General features: G+C 33.4%; 14 protein-coding genes. 6 read left to right on the forward strand and 8 right to left on the reverse strand.

The genetic code is table 11. From position 1 onward, the window contains the following. Position 1: 1 nt before the first annotated feature. Complete coding sequence (locus Q1B37_RS04675; RefSeq protein WP_299896016.1) at positions 2-2434, reverse strand: DUF5916 domain-containing protein; 2433 nt, start codon at positions 2432-2434, stop codon at positions 2-4. A gap of 147 nt (positions 2435-2581) precedes the next feature. On the opposite strand from Q1B37_RS04675, the gene msrA reads away from it, so the two are divergent. Further along, positions 2582-3124, forward strand: coding sequence for a peptide-methionine (S)-S-oxide reductase MsrA (msrA, locus tag Q1B37_RS04680; protein WP_299896018.1), 543 nt, complete (start codon positions 2582-2584; stop codon positions 3122-3124). A 241-nt stretch (positions 3125-3365) separates the two neighbouring features. Further along, complete coding sequence (locus Q1B37_RS04685; RefSeq protein WP_299896021.1) at positions 3366-3668, forward strand: hypothetical protein; 303 nt, start codon at positions 3366-3368, stop codon at positions 3666-3668. Here the strand turns inward: Q1B37_RS04685 and Q1B37_RS04690 are convergent. The 6 genes from Q1B37_RS04690 to Q1B37_RS04715 form a co-directional block, all read right to left on the reverse strand. Continuing rightward, positions 3665-4189: a DUF6787 family protein gene (locus Q1B37_RS04690; RefSeq protein ID WP_299896024.1), complete on the reverse strand. Its 525-nt coding sequence runs from the start codon at positions 4187-4189 to the stop codon at positions 3665-3667. The two genes, Q1B37_RS04685 and Q1B37_RS04690, sit on opposite strands and share 4 nt — an antisense overlap. A gap of 39 nt (positions 4190-4228) precedes the next feature. Beyond that, positions 4229-4651: a DUF6146 family protein gene (locus tag Q1B37_RS04695; protein WP_299896027.1), complete on the reverse strand. Its 423-nt coding sequence runs from the start codon at positions 4649-4651 to the stop codon at positions 4229-4231. Between the two features lie 148 nt (positions 4652-4799). Then, positions 4800-5438 carry a DUF937 domain-containing protein gene (locus Q1B37_RS04700; protein WP_299602086.1) on the reverse strand — a complete coding sequence of 213 codons (639 nt, stop codon included), beginning with the start codon at positions 5436-5438 and terminating at the stop codon, positions 4800-4802. A gap of 178 nt (positions 5439-5616) precedes the next feature. Beyond that, entirely contained in the window at positions 5617-6567 is a 951-nt protein-coding gene (locus Q1B37_RS04705) for a D-2-hydroxyacid dehydrogenase (protein WP_299602083.1), read from the reverse strand. Between the two features lie 74 nt (positions 6568-6641). Beyond that, the gene (serC, locus tag Q1B37_RS04710; protein WP_299896030.1) at positions 6642-7706 is read right to left on the reverse strand and encodes a 3-phosphoserine/phosphohydroxythreonine transaminase; all 1065 of its coding nucleotides are present in this window, start codon (positions 7704-7706) and stop codon (positions 6642-6644) included. Positions 7707-7832: 126 nt separating this feature from the next. Next, positions 7833-8894, reverse strand: coding sequence for an acyl-CoA reductase (locus tag Q1B37_RS04715; RefSeq protein ID WP_299896033.1), 1062 nt, complete (start codon positions 8892-8894; stop codon positions 7833-7835). A gap of 66 nt (positions 8895-8960) precedes the next feature. On the opposite strand from Q1B37_RS04715, the gene Q1B37_RS04720 reads away from it, so the two are divergent. The 4 genes from Q1B37_RS04720 to Q1B37_RS04735 all read left to right on the forward strand — a co-directional run bounded on the left by Q1B37_RS04720 (position 8961) and on the right by Q1B37_RS04735 (position 11813). Continuing rightward, complete coding sequence (locus Q1B37_RS04720) at positions 8961-9311, forward strand: 4Fe-4S dicluster domain-containing protein (RefSeq protein WP_219007555.1); 351 nt, start codon at positions 8961-8963, stop codon at positions 9309-9311. Positions 9312-9429: 118 nt separating this feature from the next. Further along, positions 9430-10044: an outer membrane beta-barrel protein gene (locus Q1B37_RS04725; RefSeq protein ID WP_299896036.1), complete on the forward strand. Its 615-nt coding sequence runs from the start codon at positions 9430-9432 to the stop codon at positions 10042-10044. Between the two features lie 103 nt (positions 10045-10147). Further along, positions 10148-11023: an alpha/beta fold hydrolase gene (locus Q1B37_RS04730; RefSeq protein ID WP_299602067.1), complete on the forward strand. Its 876-nt coding sequence runs from the start codon at positions 10148-10150 to the stop codon at positions 11021-11023. Continuing rightward, the gene (locus Q1B37_RS04735; RefSeq protein WP_299896037.1) at positions 11010-11813 is read left to right on the forward strand and encodes an alpha/beta fold hydrolase; all 804 of its coding nucleotides are present in this window, start codon (positions 11010-11012) and stop codon (positions 11811-11813) included. The genes Q1B37_RS04730 and Q1B37_RS04735 overlap by 14 nt, the downstream gene beginning before the upstream one ends. A gap of 58 nt (positions 11814-11871) precedes the next feature. On the opposite strand, the gene Q1B37_RS04740 is transcribed toward Q1B37_RS04735, so the two are convergent. Next, positions 11872-14487 carry a TonB-dependent receptor gene (locus Q1B37_RS04740; RefSeq protein ID WP_299896039.1) on the reverse strand — a complete coding sequence of 872 codons (2616 nt, stop codon included), beginning with the start codon at positions 14485-14487 and terminating at the stop codon, positions 11872-11874. Between the last annotated feature and the right edge of the window lie 67 nt (positions 14488-14554).

Here is a 14554-nt window from a genome sequence, read left to right on the forward strand (position 1 = left end):
ATTATCCCTTAAAAGAACCTTTTAAATTATTAACATCAAGAAAATAAACCACTCTTAAAGAAAGTGTATGTTGTATAGGTTGCGCAAATAGATTATCCAAACTTTCTGAATAATTTATTGTAGAAAGTTGATCTTGATTAAAAATTTGATTTCTGTAGAGTAGGGTAGCTTCACTTCCTGGAGCGAATCTCCAACTAAAACTTAGATCAAGATTCCAAATATTAAAATTGGTATTAGGATCATTGTCAGAAGTGTCATATTCAATTTGTGTTCTACCACCGTTATCATTTAAGACATAAAAAACATTTTCGGAATAATCAGCCGTACTCCAAAAATTTCTAAAACGTAGATTGATGGCTTTATAAGGATCAAAATTATAACTAGCACTTAATGAGTTTTCGATAGTAGTAATGTCTCTTTGTCCTAAAAACACATCGGTATCATTATTATCAATATATCCAAAATTTCTTTTGCGAATAGAATAGTCAGTAGTCCAAATCATTAATAATTTATCCGAAAAACGATATCGCGGAGAAAGATTCATACTGTAGGTTTGTTGATTATCCTCGAACCAATTTCGATGGAAAAGACGGACATCATACGCGAATTTTTTTCGATAATCTGACGATACCCACATATTTACTCCCAGGTTTTCACTGAAGGTCACAAATCTTCCATCTACGCGAGGTTCAAAATAATCATCTGTATCTGAATCATAAATGGTAAACCCACCAAAAGCAAAACGCTCGCGAGTAACAAAAAACCAATCTACTCCGAGAGAGTTTGATGTCTGAACACTCGGATCATATAATCTTCGGTGCCTGGCAAAAAGATTAATCCTGTAGTTATTAAACACTTTTGTTGGTTCAAAAATTTGATAAGAAGTACTTATTCTAAAGCTGTTAAAATTATTTCTAAAATTCACACCTAAATCATTGATATCAAATGTGGTGTTCGCAAGATCATGCCCAAAACCATATCTCCATTTTCCTTTGATACGATCAAAATCTAGTTCTGATCTAAATCCAGCAATATTATCTCCAGGAAGATTCACCTGACTCACAATGGATCTACCTGTTAACCGATATGAATTTGCTTTATTCGCTAAATTCCACACCAGTCCAGTTACATTGGCATCTCTAAAATCACTTCCGTTTCTGGTGACATTGGTATTAATGAGTGATAATGAAGAATTTTGATTAAACTGTTGGTCTAGCACAAAGATATTGTAGTTTGCTAAAGGTTCTACTACCTTAGATCGCTGTTCTCCGGTTATAGTATCCGTAATTCGTACTTCTGTTTTTTCGGTAATAGCATTAAAAAAACCAATACCTAGATTGTCTTTGGTTCTTCCTGATATTTTCAATGCATTTAAAAGATTCACTTTTGTAGGAGCATCTTCGGCAACTTCATTCTCATTTAGATCTTCATCAGAAACAAAACCAGTAGGTCCGTTACCAACCCTTCTAGAAAAGAAAATTCTTCCTTTATTAAATAATTCGGTTCCTTCTGTAAAAAATTGCCTATTCTCTCCGAATGTTTGCTCAAAAGGCCCCAAATTTAATCGAACTTCGTCAAATGCTGCTTGACCAAAATCAGGTATCAAAGTAGCATCTAGAGTGAAACTATCACTTAAACCATATTTTACATCAACGCCTGCACTAAAATCAGTTTCTGTTTCCCCATCTGTACTAGAAACCAAACCTTGCACAAAAGGAAAAAAAGTAAGTCTGACAGGTGGATTGATATTTTTAACTCCTTTTACAATTCCGTTGTATTGCGTACGCTGTCCAACTTCATTATCAATAAAATTCCAGGAGTGGGTTTCATTTCTGTTTTGGAAGCGTCTAAAAAAGTTAATACTCCAATCCTGCACCTCCACTTCTGGGAAACGTAAGGCATTATAAGGAATTTTAAACTCAGCATACCACCCTTTATCATCATAGGAAATTTTGGCACTAAAAACTACATTGTAACTAAAATCTTCATTAAACTGATCAGCTCTAGCATCTCCAATCGTTCCGGCGCTCGTTATAAAGAATCGGGTTTCATTAATCCCGTCATTGTAGGTGTTTATCGAAATATTAAAAAAATCTGCTTGTGCAAAAACATTGTCTCTCTGACTAAACTGTTTTAAGATTTTATCTGGTTGATCATCATATAAATAGGCAGCAAAATATACAGCTTTATCGTCATAAGCCATTTTTACTTCGGTTCTTACATTATCGGGTATAGTTCCTTCATTTCCAGGTTGCCACATCTTGAAGTCTCCAGATGGCTCTATATTTTGCCAAACATCGTCATTTAAAATACCGTCAATTTTTGGGGGAGTAGATATTCTATGGGCAGTAATTTGTTTTTTTTCTTGACCAAATAAGTAAAAGGCATGCAATAAAATTAGCACACTGAAGATAGGGCGTATGTTTCTTTCCATATTTTGTAAAAAAATCCTTACTTTTTTGACTTATTTGCAAAACTATGCTTTACAGATAAATGACATACTAATGAAAAGTTAAAAAGCGTCATAGCTGTTTACTATATATGTACATTCGTTCAACAATACTTATTTTTTAACAATATTATGGGAAATAATAACTTACATACAGCTGTTTTTGCTGGTGGTTGCTTTTGGTGTACTGAGGCTGTTTTTCAACGTTTGCAAGGAGTGGAAAAAGTTATTTCTGGATATACAGGAGGAACTATTAAAAACCCAGCTTATCGCGAAATTACTACAGGAAGAACTGGTCATGCCGAAGCTATAAAAATTGAATTCGATGCTGATCAGATTACTTTTTGGGAGTTATTAGAAGTTTTTTTTGCAACTCATGATCCTACTACACTAAATAGACAAGGTGCCGATCGAGGTACACAATACAGGAGTGCTATTTTTTATGAAAATGAAGAACAAAACAAGCTAGCACAACAAATGATAGATTATTTAAATGCTGAAGGTGTTTTTGATAATCCAATTGTTACCGAAATAACTCCGCTTGGCCCATTTTATAATGCAGAAGAGTATCATCAGAATTATTATAATCAAAATAGTGAACAAGGTTATTGCCAGTTTGTGATTAATCCCAAACTAAGTAAATTACAAAACACTTTTAAGAGTAAATTGAAATAAGAGAAAAATTAGTACGGATACCATATAACAAGTTAGAAGAATATAATATAAAAGTTACTGATGATACGCGGTGTACAAAAACAAAATTCAGTAACCACACATCTGGATTTAGAGGACAGTTTGATAAAATAGAAACAAGAACAGAATTTTTGAGATGAATAACCGCCGATTTGGCATACTATTATTTTGGAATGCTATTTGCTTTATTTTGTGTAAATTAAAGAACCCAAAATAATAGTATATGACAGAAAACAAAACAAAAAAGTTAGCACTTAGTATCTTATTTGATGCCATTGGAATGCTATCTTACATTTTTCCTCCTTTTACCGAGATAATAGACATTGCTTGGGCTCCTTTAGCAGGATGGTTAATGACTAAAATGTACAAAGGTAAAGTAGGGAAGGCTGCAGGATTTTTTACCTTGATTGAAGAAGGTTTTCCAGGATTGGATTTTATTCCGACATTTACGTTGATGTGGATTTATACATATGTTGTGAAAAAAGAAAAAGTTAAAGGAGACGTAATGGAGGTAGACCCTTCTTAGTCTTTCAAAAACTTAGCAAATCCCATTCTACGAAGCATTTTTTTTTCGAACCACCAGAAGAATTTGAATTGACCAAATAGCCACCCGACTATTAGTAAAATTACTTGGTATATTGGGAATATTAAGAAAATTCTTAAAGGCCAGTAGATCCATCCATTGGTTGTTTCCTTGCTCAAGCCTATCAAAGATAAAATCGGATCAGATATTCTAGCCGAGGTAGAACCAGTAATTGCAAAAGCAATAAAGATGGCTATAAGTTCCCAGCGATACGTAACATTCCATCTAGTTTCTAAAGCTTTGAATAGTTTTAGTGTTATTACCAATAGAACTATAAAAAGTAGTAAAGATATTACAGAAATAGTAATAATAAAAAGTTCCTTGTCTTCTGATAACGTAAAGAAATTGGAGATGATTCCTCTTGCCAAAAGGAATGAAGAGAATAATAAACTTACGACTCCTAGTACGGGAAAAATTAATTGCCAGTTAGCCTGAATTTCCCAGCGATCTTTGAATTTTTGCATAGCACAAAAATACGATTTAAACTCTCTACGCCAAAACCTTTATCCTCTACTTACAAAAAAACGTTGGTTATATCGCTGTTCAAAAAACAAGAAGTAATTGTAGAGTAAATAGTTTACTTCGTATCCGTAATCGATATGTTGCTCGTAGTTTATTTGTTGGATATATAAATTGGGATTAAAACGCTGTGGTTGTATCACTCTTTGGTTGTATTCGATTACGTATTGACGATTTCTAATTTCCAAAAATTGTTGATTATAATACCCTCTCGGTCTCTGAGTAACTAACCAAGTATTAAATCCTGGTTCTATAATAATAATTTCATATTCTAGGTCGTCATTTGCAATTCGCAACGTATCCGAAGTCTTATTATTGGTAGCAGTGGTATCAAGACTTCTTTCCTTAGTTGTAGCACAACTATATATAAATAAGGAGAGGATACTCACATAAATAATATTTTTCATCTTTCCCATAGTTAAAAAGTACAAAAAGTTAACTAAAAAGCTTTTGTATTTAACATTTTTGTGAATTTAGCCTGCCTCATACTATAAACCAAAAAAGAGTTTAGAACTTATCTAAACTCCTTTTAATTATATGAAAATTATATTCTTTTTATTTTCCAAAAAGACCACCAAGTAATCCTCCGATTCCACCTTTCTTTTGACCACCACCTAGCACCATACCAGCGACATCATCTAAAATACTGCCATCTCCATCAGCATCTAAGAAAGATTCAATTAAAGATTGTTGTTGTGATCCTTGACCTCCACCAAGCATCCCACCGAGCATACTTGATAATCCATTAGCATCAGAAACATTATTTTGAGCAGCTTGTTTTCCTAAAACTCCCATAAGAATTGGGGCAGCAACTTTAAGAATTTGTCCAACAGAACCTGCATCAATACCAGACTTTTGACTTAAAGCGTTTTCTACAGCAGGTTGTTTACCACCTAAAATGTGACCTAAAATTCCCGCACCATCATTCGTTACACTTTCTTCAACACCACCTTCAAACAAACCTCCAAGGTTATCTAAGATATTGCCTCCAGAGTGCTTTCCTGATAAGGCACCTAATAAACCAGAAGCTCCTTCTGGAGTAGATGCGTTTTTTTGCATTGCACCCATTAACACAGGCATAGCCATACTAAGTAAGTTTCCAGTTTTATCGGCAGATTGCCCAGTTTGATTACTTACTCCGCTAATAATTTGTTTTCCGATTGGACTATTTAAAAGATCTAAAATTCCAGACATGATTTATATATTTTTATTATGTGTTCTAAAGTTACATTTTTTATCAGTAAGATCAGAGAATAGGCTTGTGTTTATTTCAGTAAATAATAGACGAAAGGTGTTTTTCGACGATGAACAACAAAAAACACCTTTATAGCAAGTATAAAGGTGTTTCTGTCAAGATTTTATCGTAAGTATATTATTTCAGAATAGAGATGATCTGATCTGCTAGTTCTTGTCCTATTCTGTCTTGTGCTTCTCCTGTTGCAGCGCCGATATGCGGAGTTAATGAAATTTTATTATTCATTAATACCTTTATTGCTGGTTTAGGTTCATTTTCGAATACATCCAATCCCGCAAAACTTAATTTACCTTTTTCTAGAGCATCAACCAAAGCAACCTCATCAATTACTCCACCACGTGCAGCATTAATTAATCCAGCACCATCTTTCATCTGAGCTATTTCATTCTTACCTATAACATATTCTTCTTGTGCGGGAACATGTAGTGTTAAGAAATCTGCATTTTTAAGCACTTCTTCTTTAGATACTGTTTTCAGTTTAAAGTTTGCAGATTGTCCGTCGAAAAATTCTAGAGGGATATCCACTTCTTCAATAAATGGATCAAAAGCTACTACTTTCATTCCAACTCCAATAGCAATTTTGGCAGTAGCCTGACCAATACGACCGATACCAATAACACCCAGCGTTTTTCCTCTAAGTTCGATACCACCTGCATATGCTTTTTTAAGGTTTTTAAATTTACTATCTCCTTCTAAAGGCATATTTCTATTAGCATCATGTAAAAAACGAACACTTCCGTATAAGTGCGCGAATACAAGTTCAGCAACCGAACCAGAAGACGCAGCTGGAGTATTAATTACATGTAATCCTTTTTCGCGTGCATAAGCAACATCGATATTATCCATACCAACACCACCACGACCAATGATTTTTAAAGAACTACAATTATCAATAATATCCGTTCTTACTTTGGTAGCACTACGAACTAATAATACATTAATTTCATTGTCATTTATGTAATCTACTAATTGATCTTGTGCAACTGTGGTAGTTTGCACTTCGAATCCAGCTTTTTCAAGGGCATCAATACCACTTTGTGATACACCATCATTTGCTAATACTTTCATTGTAAAGGTTTGATTTTTTAAGTTTTTAGTTCTTATTTAAGAATTTAGCTTTTAATTACTATGAGCTTATTCCGTTATGCTTTTCTTTCTAAATCACTCATAACATCTACTAAAGCAGCGACACTTTCCATGCTCATTGCGTTGTACATACTTGCTCTGTAACCACCAACGCTTCGATGTCCATTAACTCCATTGATACCTGCTTCTTTCCACATTGCATCAAAGGTTTCTTTTAGATTTCCTTCTACTAGAGAGAAAGTTGCATTCATAGTTGATCTATCTTCTTCTTTTGCAAAACCTTTGAATAAAGGATTTAAGTCAATTTCCGAATAGATAAGTTTTGCCTTCTTCTCATTCTCTTCTTCGATAGTAGCAATACCACCAAGTTTCTTTAACCATCTTAGTGTAAGCATAGAAGTGTAAACAGCAAATACAGGAGGTGTATTAAACATACTTCCTTTACTGATATGCACATTATAGTCTAACATCGAAGGAATTTGTCTTTCTACTTTACCCAGTATATCTTCTTTGATTACTACTAAAGTAGTACCAGCAGGTCCCATGTTTTTTTGTGCACCTGCATAAATCAAGCTAAATTGAGAGAAGTCTAATTGTCTGGAGAAAATGTCACTACTCATATCACAAATTAGAGGAGCATCAGTTGTAGGAAACTCTTTTATCTGAGTACCAAAAATAGTATTGTTACTTGTACAATGTAGATAGTCTAATCCTTTTGGAATATCATATCCCTTAGGGATGTAATTGTAGTTAGCATCTTTAGAAGAAGCAACTTCTATTACTTCTCCAAATATTTTAGCTTCTTTAATAGCCTTATCACTCCAGCTACCTGTGTTGATGTATCCTGCTTTTGATTGTAATAAATTGTAAGCGGTCATCAAGAACTGAGTACTAGCACCTCCTTGTAGAAAAAGTACTTTATAGCCTTTGCCTTCTAAGCCCAGTAATTCTAGTGCTAAACTTCGGGCTTCTTCCATTACATCAACAAAATCCTTGCTACGATGTGAAATCTCCAAAATGGATAACCCAGAGTTGTTAAAATCCAATACCGCTTGGGATGCTTCTTGAAATACTTCTTGTGGTAAAATACAAGGTCCTGCGCTAAAGTTGTGCTTTTTCATCAGTAGTTTTTATAATTTTTAATAGTTACTTTTCTTGTTATTTTCTGGTTGTCTAAACCAGTTCGAAAAAACACCACAAAGGTGCTAATAATCTAAAACAAATGCATTGTCAAAATGATAAATTATTTAGCTAATTGTTGTTAAAAATTCAATAACATCAATATTATCTGCGTAATCTGATAGAGAAGGGGATTGTGTGTTGCCAAAATCGATACTCTCGTCAGAGAACTGATCGCTTACGATACATTGTATTTCTTCTTTATCTGATTCAAATTTTCTTTCTAGCTCTTCTTTTGAGGAATATGTTTCATAAAATAGGGTAGCTATTGGTGAGCTATAACTTTCATCTTCTTTTAGCATCAGAAAACCATTTTCGAGCAATTTAAAACTACTCATTAGGTATACGGCTTTGTTATAATCATAATTATTGGCGTATTTGGCCCCTTTGATTATATCATTAAACTCGTATATCGATTTAAAGAATAAATCAAAATCATAATTCGATGGTACCATTACTTTAGATACACTTCTACACCCTAAACCATAATATCTAAAAATGTCATTACCAAGTGCTGCTAGTTGCTCCTTAGTTTCATTACCTGTTAATACAGCTACAGAATTTCGGTTTTTACGAATAATGTTAGGTTTATTACCGAAATAATGTTCAAAATAACGAGCTGTATTATTACTTCCCGTAGCTATTATAGCGTCAAAATCTTTAATTCTATCATCGGTAAAAGAAATGTAGTCTTTTAACTCGGGTTGAATTGAAATCAAATAAGAAGCGAGATAGGGAAGAAGTTGATTGTCATTAGATGATTGTTTGGCAATTACCTTATGTCCACTAATTACTACAGAAATAAAATCATGAAAACCTACCAATGGAATGTTTCCAGCCATGATAATTCCAACTGTTTTTGTCGATACTTTATCTAGGTTGTAAGGTGATAACCATTTTTCAAGATTTTCTTTGGTTAATAACGTACTCCACTGTTCTAAAGAAAATAAAATGTTTTCTTCTGTAAACCAACCATTATGATTCTTAGCAGATACTATTTTTTGGATCATTCCATCAAAAAAATCCTCATTATGTTTAACGCTACTAATCTTCTCATAACCAGTGTTTTTGAATTGACTCAAGAACTTTCCTAGTTCAGAAAAAGCGATAATTCGGTCATTTAATACCATTTGTAATTTGTTTATAACTAGTTTACGAGTTATTTTTGTGTTGCAAATTTAGAATAAAAAAGAGCTATGGCAATTATAATAACAGATGAATGTATAAACTGTGGTGCTTGTGAGCCTGAATGCCCTAACACTGCAATTTATGAAGGTGCGGATGATTGGCGATATGCTGATGGTACGGATTTAGAAGGAGATGTTGTACTTCCTGGAGGAAAAGCTGTGAATGCAGATGAAGCTCAGGAACCAGTAAGTGATGAGATTTATTATATCGTTCCTGATAAATGTACAGAGTGTAAAGGTTTTCATGAAGAACCTCAATGTGCTGCAGTATGTCCTGTAGATTGTTGTGTTCCTGATGAAGATATCGTTGAAACTGAAGAGTTTTTATTACAGAAACAAGCTTTTATGCACAAAGAATAATCAAGTAGTATTATTAAGATAATGAAAAACCTGTCTCTTTAGACAGGTTTTTTTGTACACATTTTTTAAAATTTACTATTTTCGTCAAGAATTTAACCTCAAATCCAAACCTAGAATTATGAAAAAAATACTATTATTTACACTTTTTATGGCTTTAACAGCTACTTCTTTTGGACAATACAGATGGGAAGTTTCTGGAGGACCAACTTTTTCTAAACTTAATCTTGATAATCTTGATACTGAAGTTGGAACTGGTTTTTATCTAAATGCTGGATACGGATATCTCATGGGGGTAAGAGCTAAAACGAGTTTCGTTTTTTCTTTAGATCTTGTTCAGCGTTCTAGTGAAATTCAGGGGTTAGGTGATGCTAAAACATTGCAGGTTGGTTTTAATCCTAAATTTAGATATTTATTCGGTAGAGGAAAAGATCGCTTTAGAGCCTTTGTAAATGTGGGACCCTCATTTAGATTAAATACTAATTTCGAAATTTCTGGCGTAGAATTAGAATCTGAAGCTTATGAACAATTGGTAATAGGAGGTGTCTATGGAGCTGGTTTTTCTCAAATGATAGGAGAGATGTTTGATATCTTTTTTGAAGCTGGTGTGATGAATGATTTTACTGATAACTTAAAAGATGATGACCTTCAGATTATAAATACTGGAGGCAGTAAGTTTTTTGATTTTTATGCAAGAGTCGGTGTTCGTTTTAGAATATACGATGCAAGAAGATAAGAACATTAGATAAAAGTAAAGATCCCGCTTCGGCGGGATTTTTTATGCGATCAGTTTAATTTTTTGTAAATTAGATACTTATAAATACTTTAAGAATACTAATATGCCAAATTGGGGATACATAGCTATTATTATTCTTGCGTGCTATATCGTAGCTAGTATTGCTTTATATTATTTGCAAGAATACTTCATTTTTAAACCAGAAAAGTTAGATAAAGATTTTCAGTTTCATTACAATAATCAGATTGTCGAAGAATATAATTTAGAAACTAGAGATGGAGCTATTATAAATGGACTTCATTTTAAAGTTGAAAATCCTAAAGGAGTTGTTTTATATTTAAAAGGAAACTCTAAAAGTATCAAAGGTTGGGGTAAATTCGCTGTCGATTTTACGAGGCATCGATACGATGTTTGTATGTTAGATTACAGAGGATTTGGAAAAAGTACAGGAAGACGTTCTTTTAAAGCACTAAAAAGAGATTTGCAATTTGTTTATAACAAGCTAAAAGAACAGGTAGATGAAAAATATATCATTTTATATGGACGTTCTATGGGATCTGGTTTCGCAGCGAAATTAGCTTCTATTAATAATCCAAAGATGTTGATACTAGATGCACCGTACTATAGTTTAAGTAAAGTAGCTGCTAAATATATACCATTTATGCCTGTCTCTTTGATTATGAGATATCCAATTCCTACTTATAAATGGTTAAAGTATGTTAATTGCCCAATTCATATTATCCATGGAACACACGATAGATTAATTCCTTTTAAATCCAGTATCAAACTTTCTAAAATTAAACCAAAACTAACCCGATTATATACAGTAATTGGTGGTGGACATAAGAATCTTAATAATTTTGAATCGTACCATAAAATGTTAGGGGAGATTATTAATTCTAAAATGAGAAAAATCAATCTTTCTAACACTAGTATTGGTGTACAACATGCCAAAAAAGGAGTTAATGTCCAAGCTTAAAAAGATTTTGTTTTGGATAGTATCTGTATATCTACTGATTATTGTTCTGTTATACTTTTTTCAGCATAAAATTATTTTTCAACCAGAAAAACTTTCTTTGAATTATCAATATCGGTTTGATCATGATTTTGAGGAATTCTTTATCACTGCAGAAGATAATTTAAAGCTAAATGGATTACATTTTAAAACCAAAAATCCAAAAGGTGTGATTCTCTATTTTCATGGTAATCGTGGTAGTTTAAAAAGATGGGGAAAGGTTGCTACTTTTTTTGTAGAGAAACAATATGACGTAGTTATTATGGATTATCGTGGATACGGTAAGAATCATGAAACTATAACAGAGCAACTACTATATGCTGATGCACAATTGTTTTATAACTATGCAAAAAATCAATATTCTGAAGACAAGATTATCATTTATGGTCGTTCGTTGGGTACTGGAATTGCAACCAAAATAGCAGCACAAAATCAACCTGGTAATTTAATTTTGGAAACCCCATTTAGTTCCATGGAGGATGTAACTTCGTATTGGTTTCCAATATTTCCAGTAAATGCTCTTTTAAAATTTAAATTTCCATCAGATCAGTTCATTAAGAGTGTTACTTGTAATATTACCATTTATCATGGTACAAAGGATAGGGTAGTACCATTTTCATCAGGGGAAAAATTATTTAAGAGTATTATATCTTCCCAGAAAAATATGATTGTAATTGAAGGAGGGGCACATAATAATCTTAATGAATTTGAATTGTATCAAAGTACAATTGACAATGTTTTGAGAACCTTTTAAGCATACTATTAAAAAGGTCACCTTAAATGATCTAATCATTAAGGTGACCAAAGTTATTTTAAAAATTAAAGTCTAATCTAGCATAATAGTAAGCTCCACTGAATCCCATTTGTACTGCATCCCAATATCCACCAGCTTCAGTTAAATCATCTTGTTGGTCTGGATATTCATTGGTGATATTATTTCCTCCAATGGTAAGCTTTAGTTGTTCGGTAAGTTCATAACCTAATGTTAGATCAGCTGTTATTTTAGCACCGTATACATCATCATTATCATCAAAATCTACCAATGTAATTTCACTAAATCTGGTTAAACCAAGACCCGCATTAAATTTTTCCGTATTGTAATTCAGATTTAAAGCAAATTTACTTCTTGGTGCTGAAGCCAGTAAAAATCCTTGTTCTCTTTTTCCAAAGAATATATCTGGATCTAAATCGGTATTTACAGCAGTGATATACATATTATTTACGTTTCCTGCTAGTAGTGCTGATAATGTCCCAAAAGTATAGTTTGACTTCCAGGATAAGACAACATCCATACCCACGGTTTCGGTATCAACTCCATTTGCAAAAAACTGAGCTTCATTTACATTATCAATATCAGTGGCTTCAAAAGTACCTGTAAGTACGATACGATCCTTGATATCTATGTAATATCCATCTACAGTAGCTGAAAAATCACCAAGCTTAGCAGTAACTCCAACCGAAGCATTTACCGAAGTTTCTTCTTTTAATCGATCAATTCTAAAAGAAGCAGTAACCGGACTATTGTTAGGAGATAATAGTGTTTCTGAAGCTACACCTCCTTGGAAATCTGTAAATCTAAGATTATAATAAATCTGTGCCAATGATGGAGCGCGGAATCCAGAACTAACTGAACCTCTAAAATTGATATTCTCAGTTGCTTTTACTCTTAAAGCAAGCTTCCCATTTATGGTACTTCCAAAATCACTATAGTTCTCAAATCTTGCGGCTCCAGCCAAAAGAAATGCATCTGTAATATCCAATTCTGCATCTGCATAAAGAGATAGATTGGATCTAGATCGATCTACTTCGTTTGCAGGACTGTACCCAGGAAATCCTTGTGATCCTCCAGGTCTAGGTTGACCACTATCGGGATCAATAGGTTGTGTTTGAGTGGCAGGATCTATTATAGGTAATCCATTCGTGTCATAAGTCGCATAAGAACCTTCTTCTCCTGCAAAAATGATAAAATTCTCAGTTCTATACTCAGCACCTAAGGCAATATTCAAACCTTTTGATACTTTTGGATAGTATTTAGAAAAATCTAAATTAAGTGTATTTTGACTTAAGCTATGTCCTCCTGCATCAAATTCTGTTGGTGAGTTTTCTTCCAAGGAGGCATTTAAAGTTCCTTCTATGAAGTAATGGAAATTGTTTTTTCCCCAGGTATTGCTAAGATCAATTTTCCAACCATTATTAGTTTCTGTTCTAATACCTGCCGAAACAGAATTGTCAATAATATTTGAAGTAATTCTTGGCGTAAAGCCATTTGGATAAATTTCGGTGACCACGCGTTCACCACCGTTTCTGGTAAAAGCAAATGCATCGGTATCTCTGTAGTTTCTACCTCCAAAAGCATATAATTCTGTTTTATCGGATAATGGGATATTTGCATTAGCAAAGAAATTAAAACCATCGATTGCAGCTTCTCCGAAACCTCGTCTAAAATCAAATCCAGGTCTAAGTGTTTTATTCTTACTTAAGTATTCTGTGGTAAAGTTGATATAACCCTTATCTCCAATACCTACTCCATAATTAGCAGTTACCTTTACCGATCCTCCATCAAAATCCTTATCTTCTCCTATGCGATTTCCATCGTTTTCTGTATCTAATCGATTTCCATCAGTATTTGGGGTTCCTTCAGGAAAATCTCCTTTAGCATTTGTGTTATAAGCTCCGTAGCTAATACTTCCACTAAGTTTATCTATATTATCTTTAAGTACGATATTGATCACACCGGCGATGGCATCGGATCCATATTGTGCCGCTGCACCATCTCTTAAAATTTCAATTCTTTTGATGGATGTGGCAGGAATCGTATTAAGATCAGTACCAGAGTTTCCTCTTCCTCTTGTACCAAAAATATTAATAAGTGAGGAAGAGTGCCTTCTTTTTCCATTAATAAGAACCAGAGTTTGGTCAGGACCTAAACCTCTTAAACTAGCAGGATCAATATGATCTGCACCATCAGAACCTGATTGTTTGTTGGCGTTAAAAGAAGGCGCTGAATATTGTAGTAATTCATTGATTTCTATTTTACCGCTTTTAGTAACAATATCTTGCATATCAATAATATCAACGGCAACAGGAGTATCTGTAGCGGTTCTTTTAGGGCTTCTGGAACCAACAACTACAATAGTACTTAAAGCTTCTCCTTCTAATAAGGTAATATCTATTTTTTCTTGGTTGCTTACGGAAATTTCTTGAGTCTGAAACCCTACAAAACTAAATACCAATACGGCATTTTCATCTACTGCGATGGTGTAATTACCATTATCATCTGTGGTAGTACCCTTGTCAGAACCTTTTTCTAAAATATTAACAAAGGGTATGGGGGTACCCGAAACATCAGTAACTGTTCCAGTAATAATTTTTTGGCTAAAAGTCATGCCAGTGATTAGCCCAAATAAAATAAGAGTGAGTTTTTTCATGTAAGTGTATTTAGATTAGTATTATGAATTTTCATGTGTTTACAAATTGTTCAAAAGAAATAATCCA

It is taken from the genome of uncultured Aquimarina sp. (genome assembly GCF_947492965.1).
Taxonomy (GTDB): Bacteria; Bacteroidota; Bacteroidia; order Flavobacteriales; family Flavobacteriaceae; genus Aquimarina.

Excerpts from the sequence above, each read along its gene's own strand:
- Q1B37_RS04675 (WP_299896016.1), bottom strand. The coding sequence starts at position 2,434 with ATGGAAAGAAACATACGCCCTATCTTCAGTGTGCTAATTTTATTGCAT.
- msrA (WP_299896018.1), top strand. The coding sequence starts at position 2,582 with ATGGGAAATAATAACTTACATACAGCTGTTTTTGCTGGTGGTTGCTTT.
- Q1B37_RS04685 (WP_299896021.1), top strand. The coding sequence starts at position 3,366 with ATGACAGAAAACAAAACAAAAAAGTTAGCACTTAGTATCTTATTTGAT.
- Q1B37_RS04690 (WP_299896024.1), bottom strand. The coding sequence starts at position 4,189 with ATGCAAAAATTCAAAGATCGCTGGGAAATTCAGGCTAACTGGCAATTA.
- Q1B37_RS04695 (WP_299896027.1), bottom strand. The coding sequence starts at position 4,651 with ATGAAAAATATTATTTATGTGAGTATCCTCTCCTTATTTATATATAGT.
- Q1B37_RS04700 (WP_299602086.1), bottom strand. The coding sequence starts at position 5,438 with ATGTCTGGAATTTTAGATCTTTTAAATAGTCCAATCGGAAAACAAATT.
- Q1B37_RS04705 (WP_299602083.1), bottom strand. The coding sequence starts at position 6,567 with ATGAAAGTATTAGCAAATGATGGTGTATCACAAAGTGGTATTGATGCC.
- serC (WP_299896030.1), bottom strand. The coding sequence starts at position 7,706 with ATGAAAAAGCACAACTTTAGCGCAGGACCTTGTATTTTACCACAAGAA.
- Q1B37_RS04715 (WP_299896033.1), bottom strand. The coding sequence starts at position 8,894 with ATGGTATTAAATGACCGAATTATCGCTTTTTCTGAACTAGGAAAGTTC.
- Q1B37_RS04720 (WP_219007555.1), top strand. The coding sequence starts at position 8,961 with ATGGCAATTATAATAACAGATGAATGTATAAACTGTGGTGCTTGTGAG.
- Q1B37_RS04725 (WP_299896036.1), top strand. The coding sequence starts at position 9,430 with ATGAAAAAAATACTATTATTTACACTTTTTATGGCTTTAACAGCTACT.
- Q1B37_RS04730 (WP_299602067.1), top strand. The coding sequence starts at position 10,148 with ATGCCAAATTGGGGATACATAGCTATTATTATTCTTGCGTGCTATATC.
- Q1B37_RS04735 (WP_299896037.1), top strand. The coding sequence starts at position 11,010 with ATGTCCAAGCTTAAAAAGATTTTGTTTTGGATAGTATCTGTATATCTA.
- Q1B37_RS04740 (WP_299896039.1), bottom strand. The coding sequence starts at position 14,487 with ATGAAAAAACTCACTCTTATTTTATTTGGGCTAATCACTGGCATGACT.